This window comes from Parabacteroides goldsteinii, assembly GCF_020091425.1.
GTDB classification, from domain to species: domain Bacteria; phylum Bacteroidota; class Bacteroidia; order Bacteroidales; family Tannerellaceae; genus Parabacteroides; species Parabacteroides goldsteinii.
On sequence record NZ_CP081906.1, the window covers coordinates 6,358,799 to 6,379,867 of the forward strand.

The 21,069-nt window shown below is 43.6% G+C and carries 12 protein-coding genes and 1 tRNA gene; 8 read left to right on the forward strand and 5 right to left on the reverse strand.

The genetic code is table 11. The annotated features are described in order from the left end of the window. Nucleotides 1-153 precede the first annotated feature (153 nt). Together K6V26_RS26110 and K6V26_RS26115 are read left to right on the forward strand one after the other, a co-directional pair. A complete protein-coding gene (locus K6V26_RS26110; protein WP_224264248.1) occupies nucleotides 154-3,780 on the forward strand; it encodes a glycosyl hydrolase 2 galactose-binding domain-containing protein in 3,627 nt (1,208 codons plus the stop codon). Nucleotides 3,781-4,088: 308 nt separating this feature from the next. Continuing rightward, nucleotides 4,089-4,940, forward strand: a complete 852-nt coding sequence (locus tag K6V26_RS26115; RefSeq protein ID WP_224264249.1) for an Rpn family recombination-promoting nuclease/putative transposase — start codon at nucleotides 4,089-4,091, stop codon at nucleotides 4,938-4,940. A gap of 456 nt (nucleotides 4,941-5,396) precedes the next feature. On the opposite strand, the gene K6V26_RS26120 is transcribed toward K6V26_RS26115, so the two are convergent. The 3 genes from K6V26_RS26120 to K6V26_RS26130 all read right to left on the reverse strand — a co-directional run bounded on the left by K6V26_RS26120 (nucleotide 5,397) and on the right by K6V26_RS26130 (nucleotide 9,010). Beyond that, nucleotides 5,397-6,962: a M81 family metallopeptidase gene (locus K6V26_RS26120; protein ID WP_224264250.1), complete on the reverse strand. Its 1,566-nt coding sequence runs from the start codon at nucleotides 6,960-6,962 to the stop codon at nucleotides 5,397-5,399. 147 nt (nucleotides 6,963-7,109) lie between these two features. Further along, a complete protein-coding gene (locus K6V26_RS26125; RefSeq protein WP_224264251.1) occupies nucleotides 7,110-7,805 on the reverse strand; it encodes a response regulator transcription factor in 696 nt (231 codons plus the stop codon). Next, nucleotides 7,802-9,010 carry a sensor histidine kinase gene (locus K6V26_RS26130; RefSeq protein WP_010800719.1) on the reverse strand — a complete coding sequence of 403 codons (1,209 nt, stop codon included), beginning with the start codon at nucleotides 9,008-9,010 and terminating at the stop codon, nucleotides 7,802-7,804. Before K6V26_RS26130 ends, K6V26_RS26125 begins: the two co-directional genes overlap by 4 nt. Before the next feature lie 151 nt (nucleotides 9,011-9,161). Here K6V26_RS26130 and K6V26_RS26135 point away from each other — a divergent pair, with 151 nt between their 5' ends. The 5 genes from K6V26_RS26135 to K6V26_RS26155 all read left to right on the forward strand — a co-directional run bounded on the left by K6V26_RS26135 (nucleotide 9,162) and on the right by K6V26_RS26155 (nucleotide 16,547). Continuing rightward, nucleotides 9,162-9,761, forward strand: coding sequence for a DUF3267 domain-containing protein (locus K6V26_RS26135; RefSeq protein WP_224264252.1), 600 nt, complete (start codon nucleotides 9,162-9,164; stop codon nucleotides 9,759-9,761). A gap of 317 nt (nucleotides 9,762-10,078) precedes the next feature. Then, nucleotides 10,079-13,441 (forward strand): SusC/RagA family TonB-linked outer membrane protein, encoded by a 3,363-nt coding sequence (locus K6V26_RS26140; protein WP_224264253.1) that lies wholly within the window; start codon nucleotides 10,079-10,081, stop codon nucleotides 13,439-13,441. Nucleotides 13,442-13,468: 27 nt separating this feature from the next. After that, the gene (locus tag K6V26_RS26145; RefSeq protein ID WP_122328775.1) at nucleotides 13,469-15,232 is read left to right on the forward strand and encodes a SusD/RagB family nutrient-binding outer membrane lipoprotein; all 1,764 of its coding nucleotides are present in this window, start codon (nucleotides 13,469-13,471) and stop codon (nucleotides 15,230-15,232) included. 141 nt (nucleotides 15,233-15,373) lie between these two features. Continuing rightward, nucleotides 15,374-16,438 carry a 3-dehydroquinate synthase gene (gene aroB / locus K6V26_RS26150; RefSeq protein WP_224264254.1) on the forward strand — a complete coding sequence of 355 codons (1,065 nt, stop codon included), beginning with the start codon at nucleotides 15,374-15,376 and terminating at the stop codon, nucleotides 16,436-16,438. 34 nt (nucleotides 16,439-16,472) lie between these two features. Next, nucleotides 16,473-16,547, forward strand: a tRNA-Pro gene (locus K6V26_RS26155). A gap of 60 nt (nucleotides 16,548-16,607) precedes the next feature. Here the strand turns inward: K6V26_RS26155 and K6V26_RS26160 are convergent. Next, nucleotides 16,608-17,306 carry a response regulator transcription factor gene (locus K6V26_RS26160; RefSeq protein ID WP_009859806.1) on the reverse strand — a complete coding sequence of 233 codons (699 nt, stop codon included), beginning with the start codon at nucleotides 17,304-17,306 and terminating at the stop codon, nucleotides 16,608-16,610. Continuing rightward, nucleotides 17,303-18,655: a sensor histidine kinase gene (locus tag K6V26_RS26165; RefSeq protein ID WP_224264255.1), complete on the reverse strand. Its 1,353-nt coding sequence runs from the start codon at nucleotides 18,653-18,655 to the stop codon at nucleotides 17,303-17,305. Before K6V26_RS26165 ends, K6V26_RS26160 begins: the two co-directional genes overlap by 4 nt. A 116-nt stretch (nucleotides 18,656-18,771) precedes the next feature. On the opposite strand from K6V26_RS26165, the gene K6V26_RS26170 reads away from it, so the two are divergent. Next, entirely contained in the window at nucleotides 18,772-21,060 is a 2,289-nt protein-coding gene (locus tag K6V26_RS26170) for an outer membrane beta-barrel family protein (protein ID WP_224264256.1), read from the forward strand. Nucleotides 21,061-21,069 lie beyond the last annotated feature (9 nt).

A 21,069-nucleotide genomic window follows, 5' to 3' on the forward strand; every position in this document is an offset into this window, starting at 1 on the left:
CCTGATCATAGCTGTCGGGTATGGGGATGGGGTGGTTCGGTTATTGCCATTACACCTTTTTATTCGTAACCTTCCTCTATTTGCATAGAAATCACTGTTTTTTGATGTATATTTGCCTGTGCAAAAAATACAAATTAAATAGATTGTCATTGTATGAAAATGTGTAAACAGCAAAAAGTCTCCCGTATCCTTACGCTCTGTGGAGCAGCAGCGACTTCATTGTTGCTTTGGGGTTGTAGTGGTGCAGGGGCGACAACCGAATCGTTCGAACGTTCGGACTACTATACGCGTGGTATAGGGCAATATCCCGGTAACCCGAAGGAGGATTTCTCTCCTGATTTGGCTCCGGATAAGTCAAATTATCGCAATATAGCCCTTCTGCGTTCGGCTTTCAACTCCTCGAGTCATGACTATAACCTGACGGCGCAGTTAGTGACAGATGGTATTATAACCGACCAGCAACCTCAGTATTTAATACTATCGACTCCGGCGGGCGAAGCTCCCCGGCGTGAACGCGAATGGATGATCGACGAAGGTCCGTATTCCCGGAATACATTTGAAGGGGCGGATACTTATTTCCAGTTCGCACTAAAGAATTACAGCAAACAAGCCGACAAGCTGGTGCTGACAGGTACTCTTATTTATGACGACCAGTTGGCAAAAGACGGTTATGAAATTATCTGCCAGGGTTCCAATGACGGACAGAACTGGACCGAGGTCGGCAAACTGAGCGGTAAAGGATTGCCGGGTGACGCTGTACGTTATCGTATACCGGTAACCGACCCGAACAAGCAGACCGAACAGATTTCCATGCCGGTCCGTAAACTGAATGAAACCATAACATTCGATAAAGAGGCGAATTACTCCAATTACCGTGTTCTATTGAAGATGGCGGGTGCCCATAGCTGGGTGTTTACGGCAGCCGATTTCTATAATAAGGACGGAATGGTGGAAATGAAACCTTCCCAATTCTTCAATAGTGCCTGGATGAGTGCCACTACGGGAGAAGAATGGTTGTATGTAGACCTGGGTAGCCAGTCTGAATTCGACAAAGTCGTTTTACGCTGGATAAACAAAGCCGTAAAAGGTAAAGTACAGGTTTCCGATAATGCTGAACAGTGGACGGATGTCGCTGAACTTCCCGGTGGGGAGGAACTGGTCGATGAAATCTCGCTGAACGGTAAGAAGAATGCGCGTTATGTGCGTATCCTGATGCAACAGCCGGCCAACGACAGCCGTTATATCCTGAGCGAACTGGAAGTGATGGGTAAAGGCGGCCTGGTTCCGCAGCCTGTGGCTGCACCTGCCGCATCGAAAGGCGAAATCTATTTGTCCGGCGGCAACTGGAAACTTCAGCGTGCTTCGGAAATAACGGCCACGGGAGAAGAAATTTCGACTCCCGGCTTCCAGCCTGAAAACTGGGTTGTTGCCACGGTGCCGGGAACTGTCTTGAGCAGTTACAAGAATATCGGTGCCATTGCCGATCCTAACTATGCAGATAACCAGTTGCAGATATCCGAGTCGTTCTTCAATTCCGATTTCTGGTATCGTGACGAGTTTGAGGTACCGGCAGACTTTAAACAGGATCGTGTGTTCCTGAATTTCGACGGTATCAACTGGAAGGCGAATGTATATGTAAACGGAAAACAGGCAGGCCGCATCGAAGGTGCCTTTATGCGTGGCAAGTTCGATGTAACGGACCTGATCGTTCCGGGTAAGAATGTGGTAGCCGTGGAGATCATCAAGAACCAGCATATCGGTGCTATCAAAGAGAAGAATGCACAGAGCACGGACTTCAACGGCGGTATCCTGGGGGCTGATAACCCGACATTCCATGCAACGATCGGCTGGGACTGGATCCCGACAATGCGTGGCCGTAATATCGGTATCTGGAATGATGTCTTCCTGACAACGACCGGAAAAGTGACGGTAGCTGACCCGCTTGTTAAATCGGTTCTGCCGTTGCCTGATACGACTTCTGCTAAACTGACGGCGGAAGTGATCGTGAAGAACCATGATGCAAATGCGGTAAAAGGTATGCTGGAAGGCAAGATCGGTGATATCACATTCCAACAGCCGGTGGAACTGGCAGCGGGCGAAGAGAAAGCGGTTGTCTTCGATGCAAAGGATTTCGCTCAGTTGAATGTTCAGAATCCGCGTCTCTGGTGGCCTAAAGGCTATGGAGAACCTAACTTGTATGATGCCAGCTTCACATTTAAGATAGATGATAAGGTATCGGATGCCAAAGACTTTAAAGTCGGTATCCGCCAGATGACCTTCAATGAGGATAATCAGATTTTGAGTCTCTTTATCAACGGCCGTCGTTTTGTTGGCCGGGGCGGTAACTGGGGATTCAGTGAATCCAACCTGAATTACCGTGCACGTGAATATGATATCGCTGTGGCTTACCATGCCGATATGAACTTTACAATCATGCGTAACTGGGTGGGTATGATTGGTGATGAAGAACTGTATGAAGCCTGCGACCGCCACGGTATCGTGGTTTGGCAAGACTTCTGGCTGGCGAATCCGGCTGACGGTCCTGATCCTTACTATCCCGAAATGTTTATTGCCAATGCGGAAGATTATGTGAAGCGCATCCGTAACCATGCTTCCATCGGTATCTATTGCGGTCGTAACGAAGGTTTCCCTCCCGAACAGATCGACAAGGCGTTGCGCCGGATCATCAAAGAGGATCATTCGGATATACATTATATATCCAGTTCGGCTGATGATGTAGTAAGCGGTCACGGTCCGTACCGTATGCTTCCTGCAAAGGAATACTTCACATTGAAGACCGGTAACGACAAGTTCCATAGCGAACGCGGTATGCCGAACGTGCTGACCTACGAAAGTATGCTCCGTACCTTCTCTCCGGAAGGTATCTGGCCGCAGGATAACCAGTGGGGTATGCACGACTATACCCGCGAAGGTGCACAGGGTGCTACTTCTTTCAACGAGATTATTGCGAAAGGATACGGCGAACCCCGTAGCGCCAAAGAGTTTGCCGAACTGGCGCAGTGGGTGAACTATGACGGTCACCGCAGCTTGTTTGAATCCCGCAGCCAGAACCGTAAAGGTTTACTGATGTGGATGAGTCATTCCTGCTGGCCTTCTATGGTATGGCAGACCTATGATTATTACTTCGAACCGACAGCCGCTTACTTCGCTATCAAGAAGGCTTCCGAACCGTTGCATATCCAATGGAATCCGGTAACCGATGAAGTAGAAGTCGTAAACTACAGTGGTGGCAACCGTAAGGGCTTGACAGCTAAGGCACAGGTGCTGAATATGGATGCTTCTGTAGCCTGGGAGAAAGAAGTTGCTATTGACAGCAATGAAGATACGACCAACAAATGTATTCAGCTGGAATTCCCGGATAACCTGTCGAAGGTTCACTTTATCAAGATGGTCTTGGCTGAAAACGGAAAGGTTATTTCCGAGAACTTCTATCACAGAAGCCTGGAAGAAAACAACTACCAGGATCTGCGTAATCTCCCGAAAGTAGCATTGAAGTCCGATGTCACGACCAACAAGGGAACTGATGGAAACTGGAACGGCACAGTCGTTATCGAGAATACTACTTCAACACCGGCTTTGATGATTCGTGTAAATGTAGTAGGCGACAAGGATGGCGAGCAGTTCCTTCCGATGTTCTATTCCGACAACTACTTCGCTCTGCTTCCGGGTGAAAAGAAAGAAATCAGCTTCCGTTGGGAAGACGAAGACACCAGAGGCAATGCACCGAAAGTGGTTGTGTCAGGATATAATGTAGAATGATACTGATAGATTTTAGATAAAAACCGTTCACCATCTGCTGCGTGTAGGACAACTGTCTGTTTTCTGGTTGTTTGACGGTGAATAGCGGGGGTGAAAGGTTTGTGGAAAAGGTGAATGGCTGCTAACAACCATTCACCTTTTCTGCTAAGAATTGAATCGCCTTTTCTTTGAAGGGAAAGAGGAGGGTTTACTTATTTCTGACTGTGAATCAAAAAAAGGTATTCTCCACTGTTGGAATAAATAAAATATTGCCTACATTTGTCCCGTTACCTGCTATCGGGTAATAAAACAACTAAAACTATTGACTTATGGAAAAGTATGTGAACATCATGCTCGACAAGGCTTTTAAGACCGTATTCGGTGAAAAGCAGGTAGCAATCGACTTTATCAACGCCACGCTCGAGGGTGAACGCTGGGTAAAAGACCTGACCTATCTCGATAAAGAAATCCAACCGGAAGTAATAGAACAGCGCACGGTGATCTTCGATCTCCTTTGCGAAGATGCGGACGGGAGCAAATTTGTACTTGAAATGCAGAATTGTCCCCAACATTATTTCTTTAACCGTGGATTTTATTATATTTGTCGACTAGTCTCTCGTCAGGGAGAGAGCGGAGCTGACTGGAAGTATAGCTTGCTTCCGGTATATGGCATCTACCTGTTGAACTTTAGTCTGCCTGAATTTCAGAGTTGGCGCACCGATGTGGTGCTGGCCAATGAGGCGACAGGGAAAACTTTTGGCGAGGTCAAACTGAAACAGATTTATCTGTCGTTCGATCTGTTCAATCTAAGAGAAGAGGAATGCAAAACGCCTCTTGAGAATATGGTTTATATATTGAAGAATATGAATTTATTTGATATGTCTCCGTTTAAGGAGAAAAATGATGCTTTCAAACGCCTGCTCGATGTAGCAAACCTGAATGCAATGACTCCTCACGAACGGGCAGTTTACGATGAGAACCTGAAGATTTACCGTGACTGGCGCAATACGCTGGAATATGCGGTAGAGGAAGCAGAGGTGAAAGGCATGAAAAAAGGCAAACTTGAAGGAAAAGCCGAAGGACAACGTCAAATTGCTGCCAACTTAAAAAATCAGGGAGTTAATATTGAGATAATTGCCCAGTGCACCGGCCTGTCTGTTGAAGACATAAACGAATTGTAATCTATTCACACGATATTGAATCAGCAAAGTCCCGAATCATCGGAGTACTTTGCTGATTTTTTCTTGTATACCGGATATTAACAGTAAACCTATTGGAAACTAACTATCAATCTCTTTTCTATTAGTCTGAAACATATTACCTATAAATATAAAGATGGCTGTCGTTAAGCTTGTCGACGTAGGTCGTTAAGCTTACTGACCATTATCGAAAAACTTACCGACCTGGGTGAATAAGGCAGTTGATTGTTTCTTTTGTCTTAATAGGTTATTGATTTTTGAGTAGTTTATTATTGGAGAAGTGTTAGTAGGCAAAGGTGAACGGTTGCAGGTAACCATTCACCTTTTTGGCAAACCATTCACCCTGATAATTGCCGTTTAATGTATTTTATTCCAGTTGTTTATTGACTAAAAGGTGACAGGTGAACGGTTTTTATGTCTTACTAACTATGTAGGTGTTTATCTTCCGTACAAATGTTTTGCCGAGGGAACAAATATAACATTCAGTTCCGGGTCCGGCATATCTGGGTCTAATGGGAACATAGGCCGGACGATGTTCTTATACGGAATGCTTTTGAAATCCTGATCCACTCCACCGCGGGTCAGAGCCATCACCCAGTCTGCTTTCATATTATACCATTGGTTTACCAGGTAACCCTGTTTCACCATTACAATATCCATTTCACGGGGATCTATCCCGGTACCTTCCAGGTTGGGTGTGGGGGAAGAAGTTCCCACGACGACATAAATACTTCCTGTTTTGATGATAGCGATATCGCTGCGTCTTCTGTATGGAGATTCGGAGGTCTGGTTCTGATCCTGAGCGGGACTAACATACATTACCGTGCCGGATAACCAGACAGGAGGTTCATAAGCATTGTCTGTCATAGCTCCTACCTGTCCTTCTGCATGGCCGCCTACACCAGCCTTGCGTGCGGCTTCAACCATCTCGCTTCCCGGAATAGAACAGTAAAGCAGGCTTTTGCCGTTTGGAGATTGAAGTTCCGGACGCTTCAATACCCGTGCTAATGTCCATGTAACTTCGCCTGAACCGCCACCACCGGGGTTGTCGCCCATATCGCTGATAAAGAAAGGCTTCTTGTCGCTGGCCAGGGCCAGATCGAGACATTTTTCGAGCGGATGCCCCGGAGCTTCCAATGTGAACTGGCGGCGGACATCCCAGAATTTTTGCGCCAGTTTCTTTGCGCCTGCTTCTACCTGTGCTTTGTCGTCACCGTAAACCATCACAACTCCCTGGTTGCGCCGGTCGTCTCCCCACACATAACCGATCCAGATACCTGCATCTATTACGCCCGGCATTGCTTCAACTTCGGGAACCATGGCATAAAGTGATTTGGCTGGTTCGGCACGCGTACTCGACCATTCTCCGGAAACTAATACCGGAACGGCTACCCATGCTTTATAAGCTGGACGTCCTTTACCGGAGGTTAGTCGATCCAGCAGATTGACTACGCCACGACGATGCGATTCACGTGAATCATCGTGAGGAGCTTTGCGGTAAGTTGTAATCAGGTCGGAGTTAAGGGCTACGAGCCAGGAGGCATTGCCGTGAAGGTCCATAGTGGTCGTAACAAGGACGTCGTTGCCGATAACGCTGCGGACTTTTTCCATAAACTCACCCTCCGGATCGGCTACTCCATCCACGCTGCATGCCCCGTGATTGTAAAACCAGAAAGCATCGTAAGGCATGTTCGCCTTTATTATTTCAAGTGCTTCGTTGACAAAGGCGTCGTATGATTCTTTCGTAACCGGTCCGCGGCCACCGCCACGGCCCATCAGGGAGGGAAGCCATGTTGCGGCCTGCCCCATGGCGGAATCCGGACTCAAATAATCCGGCAACGTGAGCGGCCTTCCGACTATCGGTTGCCTGTTGGGCATAAATACGCTGTTCTCGATTTGTATACCGGCAACGCCGATACGTGGTTTCTGTTGCTGCGCGGCGGCATCGTTGGTGAATGACACGACCAACAGGCAGAGACTCAGGAATAGGAAAACTTTCTTCATGGTTCGTTTAAATTTAATAGTATGACATAATAAAGATATATGGGATATATATGATTAAAATCAGGGTTAAACTTAGTGGAAATATATGAGAAATTACTCAAAGTCAGGAATATTTATTACTAATGTCCTGACTTCTTGCCTGGTAGGTCAGGATATCGTGATCATCAGACCAGTCCCCCTTATCGTTTTGATACTGACTTTTTCGTCTTGTGACAATAGTTTGCGGAGCTTCGTGACGAAGACATCCAGGCTGCGGGAAGCAAAGTAATCGTCTTCCGTATTCCAGAATTTGTCTAAAATGATTTCACGGCGGATAATTTCTCCCGGTTTACGAAATAATAGTTCCAGTATCCCGTTCTCACGGGGTGTCAGCAAGTGGCTGCTTCCGGAGATATGGTGCAAGGTCGCCTGTGCCGGATCCAATGTATATCCGCCTATTGTCCATGTCTGGTTTTTAACTTTTTCCGTATTCCCTTGCTTCATGCGGAGCAACGCGCGGACATGTGCATCCAGTTCTTCCGGCAGGAAAGGCTTTTTGACATAATTGTCCACTCCCAGTTCATACCCTTTTACCACGTCTTTCGGTGAAACACGGGCGGATGAGAAAAGGATCGGGAGCTCTCTGTCTGTCTCCCGGATACGGCGTACCATTTCGTAGCCATCCATGACCGGCATTTCGATGTCGGCAACGATAATGTCCGGTTTTACCTGCCGGTATTTCTCCAGGCCTTCTTTCCCGTTGCAGGCGATGATCACCTCATAACCGCCTATCATATCTTCCAATCCTCCCTGAATGATATAACTCAGGTTGGCATCGTCTTCTACTAATAATAATTTGATCATACTGTTGTTTCTTCTGTGGTGGATACTGGTAATGAGATGGTAAATTCACTGTATTTTCCTTCCTGGCTTTCGACGCTGACATAGCCGCCGTGCGAGCGGGTGACGTTCATGACATAATTCAGTCCCAGGCCGAAACCTGTAACACCATCGGCAGCATTGCTCCGGTTGATCGAAGCCCGTTCGAACTTGTCGAATATATGGTTTTGTGCAGCAAGAGAAATACCGATCCCGTTGTCTTTTACCTTGATTTGTGTGAATTGGTTATACCGGCAGGAAGTGATCTGTATTTCGATCGCCTCCCCGGAGTATTTGATCGCATTGTCTATCAGGTTGCTGACCGCCTCCTTCAGATATTCTTCATCCGCAAATATGTCTTCCGCTTCTATGTTTAACAGGAAAGTGACGGTTTTATTCGTCTTGGCAGTGAATAACTGTGTCAGTTCCTCCAACATCGGGCGGATAGGGATCAGGCTTTTTTCAAGCAGTAATTGTCCGTGTTCCAGCTTGGAGATGGTCAGCACTTTGTTGGTCAGGGCCAGCAGATGTTGTGCTTCTTCTTCCAGGATGTCGAAGTATTTCTCTTTCTTCTCCGGTTTTCCGTCCAGCTTTCCGCTTCGGAGGATACGGGCACCCATCAGGATCGAGCTGAGAGGTGTTTTCATATCGTGGATCATCGCATAGGAGAAGTCTTCCCGTATTCGTGCGATCTCGTCCTGTTGTTTGATAATTTTGATTTGCTTCCGGATACAGATCAGCAGGATCCCCAGCGCAATAGTCGTTCCGAAGAAAAAGTAGAGCAGTTTGCCGATAGAACCTGCCCGCGGATTTTTAATGTATGCCTGTACGCCTTGTGTCTCACTGACCGGGAAAACAAAAGTGTGCCGTTCGTTGAACAGGCGGTTGTAATCTGTGAAATAGCGGATATTCTCCCGTTGTACCGCAGCAGGGCTGTCCAGGGATACCGTATCTATGCGAAACGCCAGTTTGTCGAGATGGCGTTTGTCGAGTTCTTCCCGGAAGAGGGCGGGAAGGAATTTTGTTTTGTCTGTCTCATATTGTTCGGTAGCGTGGCAGAAAGATTCGTGTAGCTGTCGTGCCAGTTGTTCTTTTGTCAGTGAATAACTTCGCCCGATCCATTGCCCGATAAGGAAAAGGACGATTAAGGAGGTGACAGCCGATGATATAATGTAGAATGATTTCGTCATAATACTTTGATTTCATTGGCAAAGATAGGTAATTTCATTTTTCCGGCACCCTTCGCTTTCCATCTTAACGTAAAGATAACGTTGGGATAACATTCCGTTTCTTTGTTCCTCTGTATCTTTGCAATGTAGAAATCAAATAAAAACAAACGATATGGAAACAAAAGAAATGAATTTGGAAGGATACGCTCATTCGGAAGGCGTAGAGGTGAAAGTGAGTGCGGCCCGGGTAAATATAACGATATTGCTCTATCTGTTTTTTTTTGTCGTAGGCGCAGTTGTATTGTTCAATTATATTTGGGGAGATGGCTCGAGTTATGGCGCCGGATATGAACTGGGAAACATTGCCAGGCTACAGGCTTTATCTGTAAAAGGTGCAATTATTATGGCTCTTTGTTGTTTAGTATATACCTTGCTTCAATATGGTTTGCTGTATTGGTTTACCGGAAAAGATCGCCGGGCGCTCCATTGGAACACGGACTGGAAGTCATTAGGATTTCTGGTGAAGAAACCGCTGCTTTTGAAATATTACCGGATAGCGTTGCTGACTCCGTTTGTTCTGATTGGTTTACTTCCTTTTATACATGGTCTTTGTACAGGAAATGATGTCTGCTTTTTTATTGGTGTCTTCTGTATTGTGGGTAGCGGCGCTGATTGCTATTATTTCTGGAAACTTCGTTCTTTCAATGGTGACGATAAAATCGTGGATGGAGATGAGTCGCTGAGCGCTACTATTATAAAAGGTAGCTATTAATAACGTTAGTAAATATAAAACCAAAATCAGATAGACACACGAGTTTTTATAGAGAGGGCACTTTGTTAAAAGAAGTGTCCTTTTTGTGTAAATATTGGTTTAATTTATCTGTTTGATATGTGCTTTTGATATCTCTTACTGGTGTATTAATAATTTAAAACGTGATAAAAACAATAGGTGTGTATTTAATAAATACGAAAAAATAATTATATTTGCATCATTCAGATGTAGTAAAAGGAGATTTTGAGCGAGTGTTTTTTATTTCAGTGCGAGTTTATTTTATTTATTATTAATTTTGTTAACGTAACTAGTATTAAATGAAGACCTATTACCGATTACAATTGGTTTTGGCTGCTTTCGCTCTGTCGTTCCCGGGAAGTATGATGGCAGAACTGGCTCCCAAAAGTGGTATCGAAGCCGTAGCGCAGCAAAGCGGACGGATTACAGGTACAGTCATGGATGAACTGGGCCCCGTTATCGGAGCAGCAGTTGAAGTTAAAGGAACCCATAACGGTGTAGTGACCGATTCTGATGGTCGCTTTACATTATCAGGTTTAAAAAAGGGAGCTATTATCCGAATAACCTATTTGGGGTATGTAGCTCAGGAAATTCCTTATACAGGACAAGCTACATTAGATGTCACGCTGGTTGAAGATTCCCAGGCTTTAGGTGAAGTGGTTGTGACCGCTTTGGGTATTGCTAAAGAAAGTAAAAAATTGGGTTACTCAGTAACCACGATTAAATCAGACGATTTGATCAAAGCGGGTACTCCAAATTTTGCTACAGCTTTATATGGTAAAGCTTCCGGTGTACGAATTCAAAACACGCAAGGTGGTGCAGCCGGTGGTGTTTCCATTACTGTCCGTGGTTTGTCTTCCATCAATGGAAATACACAGCCGCTGGTTATCTTAAATGGTGTACCTATCCGTAATGGTAATTCCGGTACAGGTAGCAGTAATAGTTCTGATTTCTCTAATATCGGATTGGGAAGTACACAGATGGGGAGTGTGCGTTCCAATGGTTTGACTGACATTAACCCCGAAGATATCGACCAGCTAACCATCCTGAAAGGTGCTGCCGCTACTGCTCTTTACGGTTCGGAAGCTGCTAACGGTGCTATCATTATCACAAGTAAGAAAGCCAAAGGTGCTGGCGTTACTGTAGACGTTAACGCTACATTTCAGGCTAATATAGTTGCTTATGTTCCTGAAATACAGACCACATATGGTCCTGGTACAGGTAATGCCGACTGGACGGCAGATATGATAGCAAACGGTGGTTTCAGAAAAGATGCAGCAACCGGCAAATTGTATCCTGCTTATAACTCTTATCAATGGGGGCCTGCTTATGATGGCAGGGAAGTATTGTATATCGACGGATCCACCCGCGCATATTCTCCGATTTCTTCGAATCCGTGGAAACAATTGTTCCGTACCGGTACTGACCAGACTTACAATATCGCTATCAATCAAGGTAGTGAAAATTCCTCCAACCGTTTCTCTTATACAACACTGTTGGAAACTCCTACTGCTTTGACCGGTTCGTATAGCAAACACAATTTTAGTTTGGTGGGTAATTTGAAGTTCAATGACAAACTGTCTTTGGATTATACAGCCAACTATATTTCCCAACATGTAGTAAACCGTGCGCAGGCTTCTATCGGTATGTATGGAGGTTTCGATAACATGTTCGGTGCATTCCTGGATATCCCTTTAATGAAACAAATGTATAAGACAAGCCTGGGGTATAAAAATGATGATAAAGGTTCCGGTCCGACTCCTGATGAGGCTTTCAAATATGGTTCGGACGGTAGTTTTACAAAAGGTGTGCGTGATATTTTGTGGGATACCAATGAACATGAGAGCGATGAACTGGAACAGCGTTTGATAGCCAGTGTGGCTCCGACCTGGAAAATCTTTCCGTTCCTGACAGCTAAAGGACGTCTTTCCACCGACTACACTTCTTCGAAAATGACAGATAAAAGTAATACGACATTCCCTTCCGCAGCTAGTACAAGTGAATCCAGCGGTAGCTATTCTACTTTGTCAAAGTTTTATCAGGTGACTTATGGTGACATCATGTTGATGTTTGATAAACGGTTGAATGACAAATTCAATTTGACAGCCGCTGTAGGTTGGCAGGCTCGTTCTGAAAAGATGAACAGTTTGCAGGTTGGAACAAACGGTGGTTTGATGATTGAAAATACATTTATGATCGGTAACTCCTATAAGACGATCAATATTGGTAATGACAACGAACGCAATATGGAGTTACTGAAGACTGCCTGGTTGGAAACAATCGGCCTTTCTTATAATGATTTTTTATTCCTGGATTTGACAGGGCGTCAGGAAAAGTCTTCTACACTGCCCAAGAATAGCCGCAGTTATTTCTATCCTTCCGGAAGTTTGAGTTTTTTATATACCGATGCTTTCAGAGACAACATGCCTTTCTGGTATAGTTATGGTAAATTTCGCGCATCTTATGGTATTGTAGGTAATGCCCCGGAGGCATATGCTGCTAATATGGCGTATACATTTGGTAGTGGTCCGGGCTGGAGCTACAATCAGGTCCCGAATAATTTGGGTAACGAAAACCTGAAGCCTGAGAAGACAAAAGAGTTTGAAATCGGTATCGAAAATAAATTTTTTAATAACCGTGCAGGCTTCGAAGTATCTTACTATAATAAGAAAATTACTGATATGTTGTTGAAAACAGCTTTGGCTCCGTCCAGCGGTAGTGAAACTATGTGGGTGAACTCAGGTGTCATGAGTAATAAGGGAATTGAAATTTCAGCTTATGGTACACCGATAGAAACGAAAGATTTCAGCCTGGAATTGAAAACCAACTTAGGTTTCAACAAGAATAAGATCGAATCTTTAGTGGAAGGTATTAATTTTATTGAAACAGGTGATTTTGCCAGCAAAGTCGGTAAGAACTACTCTTATGTAGGACGTCCGATGGGTGATTTCCTTGCTGCTATTAATCAAACAGTGGAAGATGGCCCGTATAAAGGTCGCAACATTGTTAATGCGGATGGTAATTATGTGATGTCACAAGACTATGAGTTTGTCGGTAATGCTATGCCTAAAGTTGTCGGTGGTTTGGGTATTACTGTGGCTTACAAGCGCTTTGTATTGGATGTTATGACTGACTTCCGTTTTGGCGGCTATATCGCCAACGACTGCTATCGCTATACCATGGCGACTGGTGTTAATCCTGAAACAGAGCATCGTGAAGGGGAAGGATTCTTACCTTATACTTATAACAATGGTCTTGCTGCTCAGACCGGTATTATCCTGGATGGAGTTGTTTCTGACGGAAACGGAGGATGGAAAGAAAATGACAAAGTAATCGCTTATGAAGATTATATTCAGTCGAAGAATGCTTGGGGAACAGCTCCGGGAGTACCAAATGGTACGTATCAATTCTTCAAGAATAATTGGTGGAAACTCCGTGAAGTTGCTTTGTCTTACAACTTCTCGAAAGATTTGATCAAACATGCTGCGATAAAGAACCTGACTTTGTCGGTATTCGGTCGTAACTTATTCTACTTCCATAAATCTATACCTAACTTCGATCCTGAAACGAGTAATGGTACAGACTGGAAGAGCCAGTTGAGTATTGGTGGTTCTGCCTCTCCGACACGTTCGGTGGGTGTTTCTCTGCGCGCAACTTTTTAATCACAATACAATTAATACGTGGAAAATATGAAAAAAATATTTCTATATTCGGCTTTGCTGGCAGCGATGGTTACATTTAATGGTTGTAGCGAAGATGATTTTGACAGCAAATATAAAGATCCGTCAAAGGTTTCAGAGGTGACATTGGATAAAATGATGTCCGGATGTATGCTTAGGGCCAACGATTGGGCTTGTTCTACTTATGGACGTTATTTCGGTTATGATCCTCAGTTGATGGGGAAATTATCCAACTCTTTAGGATTTACCTTGAGCGGAAGTGTTTATTATCATGATGAATATGAAGATTATGGACAACCTTATAACAACTATCCGTCGATGGTGACCGATTTTAAGAAGATGCAGGAGGTATATGATGCACTGCCTGAGGAAGAGAAGCCAAAAAATGAAGGGTATTTGTTGGCTGCTGAAACTCATCTGTACGGGATGATGATTTTCATTTTGAGTGAATACAACGATATTCCTTTCAGTGAAATTGGTCTGGTAGCTCTTAATGGCGATGTCTCTTATGCCAATCCTCATTATGAAGATGGCCAGCAATTATTTGAAATGATCCTGGACAGGCTGGGTGAAATCGACAAGAAATTTGCAGCAATAGAAAAGCCCTCTGCTTTTGGCGGACAAGATTTTATCAACAAGGGTGATATGACGTTATGGCGTCGTTATGTAAACTCTCTCCGTTTGCGTGCAGCTTTGCGGGTGTCTACACAAGGTCCTCTGGCTTCAAAAGGGCAGGCTATTTTGAAAGAGATTTTGGAAGGTGATTATCCGATTGTAGAGGATATTGAACAGAATATCAAGATTGCACGTCAATCTTCCGGTCCGTTGGATATTGAAGGCGGATCAGGTTTTGACTGGCATAACCTGCAAACCGGAAGTGCTGAGATGATCAACCGTATGCAAAAAGCCGGTGACGGTGGTGTATGGGTAGAAGGGCAGGATGACCCCCGTTTGCCATTGATGTACTGTATGGCAACCGCTAATGGTGAACAACCGACTGATAAAGAAAGTGAAGTGGTAGTAGGTGATCCTTTAAAGACTGGTATCGCTCTTCCGACTGTATTCAGGGGGGCTTCTGCCAATACAAATTATGATACATTCAATGATATGTTCTTTACTCGTTTGAACAGAGGTTACTATTCTCGTGTACGTAGAAACGGATTCTTCTGGGGTAATAAAAACTGGGATCATCAGATCATTTCTTCTTTTGAAATTCAGTTTATAAAAGCTGAAGTTTACCAGCGTGGCTGGGTGACCGGAGATGCAAAAGCCGCTTTCAAAGAAGGCATCAGGCAGTCTATTAAGTTTATGTTCAAATACCAGAATGGTCGTTCTGTAACGGAAACGGATAATGGTGACAGTGACTATTTGAATGGTAAACAACAACGTTATGTGATTAATCCGGATCAATCTGTTTATGATGATGCCTGGATCGATCAGTTTGCTGAAGCAAGATGGTTAACCCATATTGACGGAACTCCTTATGCCGATGGTAATCTGGAAGCAGTCCTGGAGCAAAAATGGGTCGCATTCAGTTATCTTTATTGCGGTGAACAATGGTGTGACTTGCGTCGTACGGGTTATCCACGGATGTATTACGAAAAAGATCACGATGTAACAGCCGTTACTCCTTATCCTTGTAACCGTTTACGCTATATTGCTAAAGAACGTAGTTATAATATTCACTTCCAGGATGAAGTGGGTGCATATGACAATTATTCGGATGTCTTATTCTGGGCAAAAGCCGATTGGCATGACGGACCTACCTGGTAGGATTTTCTCTAAGTGAAAAGATCAATGCCGGCTAACTCATGTGGGATAGCCGGCTTTTTTGCTGTTTTGATATGCGCTGATCTTTGATAATCGAATAACAAATAATACCTTTGTAACCTAAGAAGCAAAATAATAAAATATATGGTCGAACAAAAAGTGGTGATCAGTAAGGATTTGAAAGCTGATTTACAGGCATTCCTTGCAGCACTGAATTACGATAAACTGTTTATTCTTACCGATACAAATACACAGGAAAAGTGTTATCCGCTGATACAGGATGTGCCGGCAATCAAAGAGGCTCCGGTAATAACTGTCGATGCCGGTGATACGCATAAAGGTTTGGAGGCTTTGTCGAATATCTGGATGCGCCTTTCCAATGAAGGGGCTTCCCGTAACTCGCTGTTGGTGAACCTGGGTGGTGGCATGGTGACGGATATGGGCGGTTTTGCCGGTGCTACTTTCAAGCGCGGGTTGAAGACGGTCAATATCCCTACAACACTGATGGCCTCGGTCGATGCTGCCGTGGGGGGTAAGACCGGTATTAATTTCAACGGATTAAAGAACGAAATAGGTTCTTTCTATCCGCCGGAATGCGTGTTTATCGATTGTGAATTTCTTCGTACGCTGGATAGGGATAACCTGTTATCCGGCTATGCGGAAATGATTAAACATGCGCTGATCAGTTCGATGGATACCTATGCGACAGTTATGTTATTCGACCTCGACCAGAAGATGGATTATGCATTCCTGAATAAGATGGTGGCGCAATCGGTTGCCGTTAAGGAACGTATCGTGGCAGAGGACCCGAAAGAACACGGTATCCGCAAGGCTTTGAACTTCGGCCATACGATTGGACATGCTTACGAAAGTCTTTCTTTCAAAAAGAACCGTCCTCTATTGCACGGTCATGCGGTGGCTGCCGGTATCGTGAGCGAGTTATATCTGTCCCACAAGCTATGCGGTTTCCCTTCGAGCAATCTGAGCCAGGTTATCCAGTATATCAAAGAATATTATCCGGCTTTCATCTTCGATTGCAAAGATTACGAAACTTTATATGAACTGATGACCCATGATAAGAAGAATGAAGGTGGTATAATCAACTTTACCCTTTTGTCTAAAATCGGTGAGGTTCAGATAAATCAGGCAGTGACAAAGGAAAAAATCCTGGAGTCGTTAGATTTTTACCGCGAAAGTTTTGGTGTATAAAGGAAAAATATTACCTTTGCAGCCGTAAAGAAAACGGGGTGTAGCTCAGCCCGGTTAGAGTACGCGTCTGGGGGGCGTGTGGTCGGAAGTTCGAATCTTCTCACCCCGACATTTGCTGAGCGGAAAGGGAGTTAAGTTTTATGCTTGACTCCCTTTTTATCTTTCTGCTTTACTTATCCACCAACATCAATCCGACCCCTCTTATCGTTTTTATCAATACAAGCGGGTCATCTTCCAGGAGTTTTCTAAGTTTTGCTATAAAAACATCTAATGTGCGTGATGCAAAATAATCGTCTTCCGTATTCCAGAAACGGCTGAGGATTGCTTCCCGTTTTATTGTTTCGTTTTTGTTTTCTGCCAGAAGTTGTAGGATTTGTGCTTCCCGTACAGTCAGTATTTTCTTCTCGTTTGTCTCATCATTGCGGAGGGAAGCATGTTCTGCATCCAGCGTATAACGGCCGATTTTGTAAAATCCGCTTTCATTCCGTGTCTTTGTACCCTCCTTCATTTTTAGTAATCCATGAATATGGGCATCCAGTTCATCGGGAACAAAAGGTTTTTTGATGTAGTTGTTTACACCTATTTTGTAGCCTTCCCTCACATCTTTAGGGGAAGTCAGGGCGGAAGCGAATACGATTGGAGTATCGCCGTCTGTTTCACGGATGCGTTCCACCATCTGGAAACCATTCATGACAGGCATGTCGATATCCGAAATGATAATATCCGGATGATGCTGTTGCCAGGCTTGCAAACCTTCCATGCCGTTGCCGGCGGTTATGACTTCGTATCCTCCGATGATATCCTGTAATCCGCTTTGTATGATATAGGATAAAGTCGGGTCGTCTTCTACTAAAAGTAACTTTATCATGATGCTGTTGTTTTTCGTGGAATATATAAGGTAAATTCACTGAATTCACCTTCCAGGCTGTTTACTATCACTTTTCCTTCATGGGCTTCCATCACCTGATATACATAATTCAGTCCCAGGCCGAACCCGGTTGTTCCGCCCGATTTTGTACGCAAAGATGCAGAGGCGCGTTCGAACTTGTCGAAAATCGTTTTCATATCCTTTTCGGAGATTCCGATACCGTTATCCCGTACTTTGATAAGCGTATATTTATCTGTTACCAGTGAACTGATATCTATATTGACAGATTCTCCGGAATATTTGATGGAGTTATCCAGCAGGTTGCTGATGGCTTCTTTTATAAATTCATCATCGGCGTATGCCGTGTCTGCCTGGAGATTAATTGTGATATGTACCGGTTTGGTCGCCTTTGTGGTGAACTTCTCTTTTAAGTCGGCCATCATTGGTTGCAGTTCAATGGTGGATTTGGCCATTTCCAGTTTATGATTTTCCAGTTTGGAAAGAGTTAACACTTTATTGGTCAACATTAACAGATGGTCTGATTCGTTTTCTATGATGGTGAAGTATTTCTCTTTTATCTCCGGTTTATCGTCCAGTCGTCCGCTATGCAGGAAGTTGGCACACATGATGATGGAACTGAGCGGGGTTTTCATATCATGTATCATGGCATAAGAGAAATCTTCTCTCATCCGGGCTATCTTATTTTGTTTGCTGATAATTTTTATCTGGTAAAGAATGCAGTAGACAACAAAGACCATGATAAGACCTGTTGCAACCAGCAACAGTCCCATCTGACGGAAAACAGCCCAGTAAGGATTGATTAAAACAGCCTGAAGTCCCTGACTATTATCTGATTTGATGAATGTTATATCTGTTTGTAATGCCTGATAATCATGCGGAAATTGAAAATCAGGAACAGAACTGTTTAGAACAGAACCTGTGGAGTCGACCAGGTTGCAGGTTGTCTGTGTGTGAATATTGGCTTGTTCCAACTGGACCTGGTAGATAGAATCCAGTTTATCCAGTGCCACAGGCACATGAAGAAGAGTATCCATTGTTTCCTGTATAAACAGATAAACTTTATTGACTGCATAATCACTGTAGTCAATATTGTCACTTAGATCCATGTGAAAATTTTTCTCGATCGATATATCATTACCGTCTTCATCCGTATAGTTATCCATTCTTATATGCAATTCAGTCGTGACGGCGGTCTTAAATAATTCATTACTTTTCTTGATTGTTTCATTCCTGACGGTCGAGTAGGTCGTGAACAGCCAGATACCCTGTAAAGCCAATATAGCCAGTAATCCGCACAGAGTGAGTATTTTAATCGGTCTATTATTCATGTTTCGTCATCCCTTTTTTCCCGTTAACCTAACATTAACCCGGCATTAACCCGGTCCGGGAATGCCTTGTTTTACTTTTGCTGCATCAAAGGTAAAGAATTTAAAATAGAGAGAATATGATACGTAAATGTTTTTTATTAGCAGCCGGTATATTGCTTATCAGAATGATGGCAGGTGCGCAAGATGTTAAAGGAAAAGTAGTTGATGCCTCACAGGCACCAGTCGAATCAGTAACTGTAGTAATGCAGACCATCGATTCTACATTTGTGGATGCTGTCATAACAGATATAGACGGTAACTTTATGCTGAAACAGCACCCGGATAAGTATCGTTTAATTTTTCAGCATTTATTATACCAGACCCAAATAAAAGAATATTCAGGGGAGGATGCCGGAATCATAATGATGCAGGAACAGGATTATGCACTGAACGAGGTCGTGATAAAAGGTGAACGTCCGCAGGTAAAGGTTGAAAACGGAGCGTTGGTTTATGATGTGTCAGTATTGGCCGAAAAATCGACAGTCAGCAATGCGTATGAATCCATCTTGCATCTGCCGGGAGTTATGGAACAGAATGAAAGTATCAGCCTGGCCGGTACCGGTAATGTAACGGTCATATTGAATGGAAAACCTTCTTCCATGACGAATGACCAGTTAGTCAATTTATTGAAAAACATGCCTGTATCTAATGTGGCGAAAGCAGAAGTGATGTATAATGCACCGGCAAAATATCGTGTTAGGGGAGCAGTGATTAACCTGGTCCTGAAAAACACGAAATCGGAAGAACCGTTTGTGCGCGGTGAGGTGGGAACGGAGTACATGCAGGCCCGTTATGCCAATGGAAGCGGACATGTGAATCTTTCCTTTGTGGGAAAGAAACTATCGGCTGATATTCTTTATTCTGCCGATTATCAGAAAAGGATTATTGATAATGATATTATATCTCATCATAAGATCGGAGATATAATATATGATATAGAACAATATAATAAGGGAGAACGTTGCGGACTGACCCATAATATGCGCGCCGCATTAGATTATCAGTTATCGGAAAATGATCATCTGAATATGGCTTATACTTCTGCAATCACTCCAAACAGGAAGGCCGTGGAAAAGTCTTCAGGCAATTTTTCCGAATCCTCTAATAGTAAAATGGGTGATGAACAAATGCATAATGTAAATGTGGATTATACTTCTTCCCTGGGTTTGAATGTCGGTCTCGATTATACCTATTATAATTATCCGTCCACTCAGGATTATATAAATAAGACAGAAAGTTCCGAACAATTGTTTCTGGCTGATGCCAGCCAGACAATCAACCGTTGGAATGTATATGCCGGACAGACCCATACTTTACCTTCTGATTGGGAGTTGAATTATGGCATCGACTTTACATTTGCCAAAGATAAAAGCTCGCAAATCTATCGTCCGCAGGATGGTTCCGATATGTCGGGGCTGAATACCTGTACAGATCTGAAAGAAGAAACGTATAATTTCTATGGTGGTGTTGAAAAGTCTTTCAACGACAAACTTTCCTTATCTCTGTCTGTTGCCGGAGAGTATTATAAATTAATGAATTATAAAAAGTGGGCCGTTTATCCTGCGATGCAGTTAAGCTATGCCCTTTCCGACAGCCATATCTTCCAGTTGGGATTTTCTTCCGATAAGACGTATCCGGAGTATTGGACTATTCAGGAATCTGTTAGTTATATGAATGGGTATGCAATGCTTTTGGGGAATCCGGCGTTACGGCCGTCTACCGATTATACGGCAGAACTGACATATGTTTTGAAGAATAAGTATATGTTTAATGTGTATTATAGCTACATAAAAGATTTGTTTAATCAATTGGCTTACCAAAGCCCGGATAAACTAGCATTGATTTACCAGACAATTAATTATGATTATGAAGAGAATTATGGCGCAACGGCAACAATTCCTTTCTCTGTCGGCAGTTTCTGGAATTCTCAGATTACGTTGGACGGATCTATCCTCAAAGATGTTTGCGATTCGTTTCATGCTATTCGCTTTAACCGGACAAAATTCCGGGGAATCGCAATGATGAACAATACCTTCAAGCTCTTTTCGGAACCGGATATTCGTCTGGAACTGAATAGTATGTATGTTTCGTCTTTTATACAGGGTATATATGATATTTCTCCCATCTGGAAGATAGACGCCGGTTTGAAATGGACTTTTGCCGGAAAGAAAGCTGAATTGAAATTGAAAGCGAATGATCTGTTCGATTCATTCAATCCGGATACCAAAATAAATTATAAAGGCCAGCACCTGATAATGAATCAGAGACGTGATAGCCGGAACATTTCAGTTTCGTTCGTTTATAAGTTCGGTGGCTATAAAGCTAAAGAACATAAATCGGTCGATACTTCCAGGTTTGGATTTTGACGGAGGTTT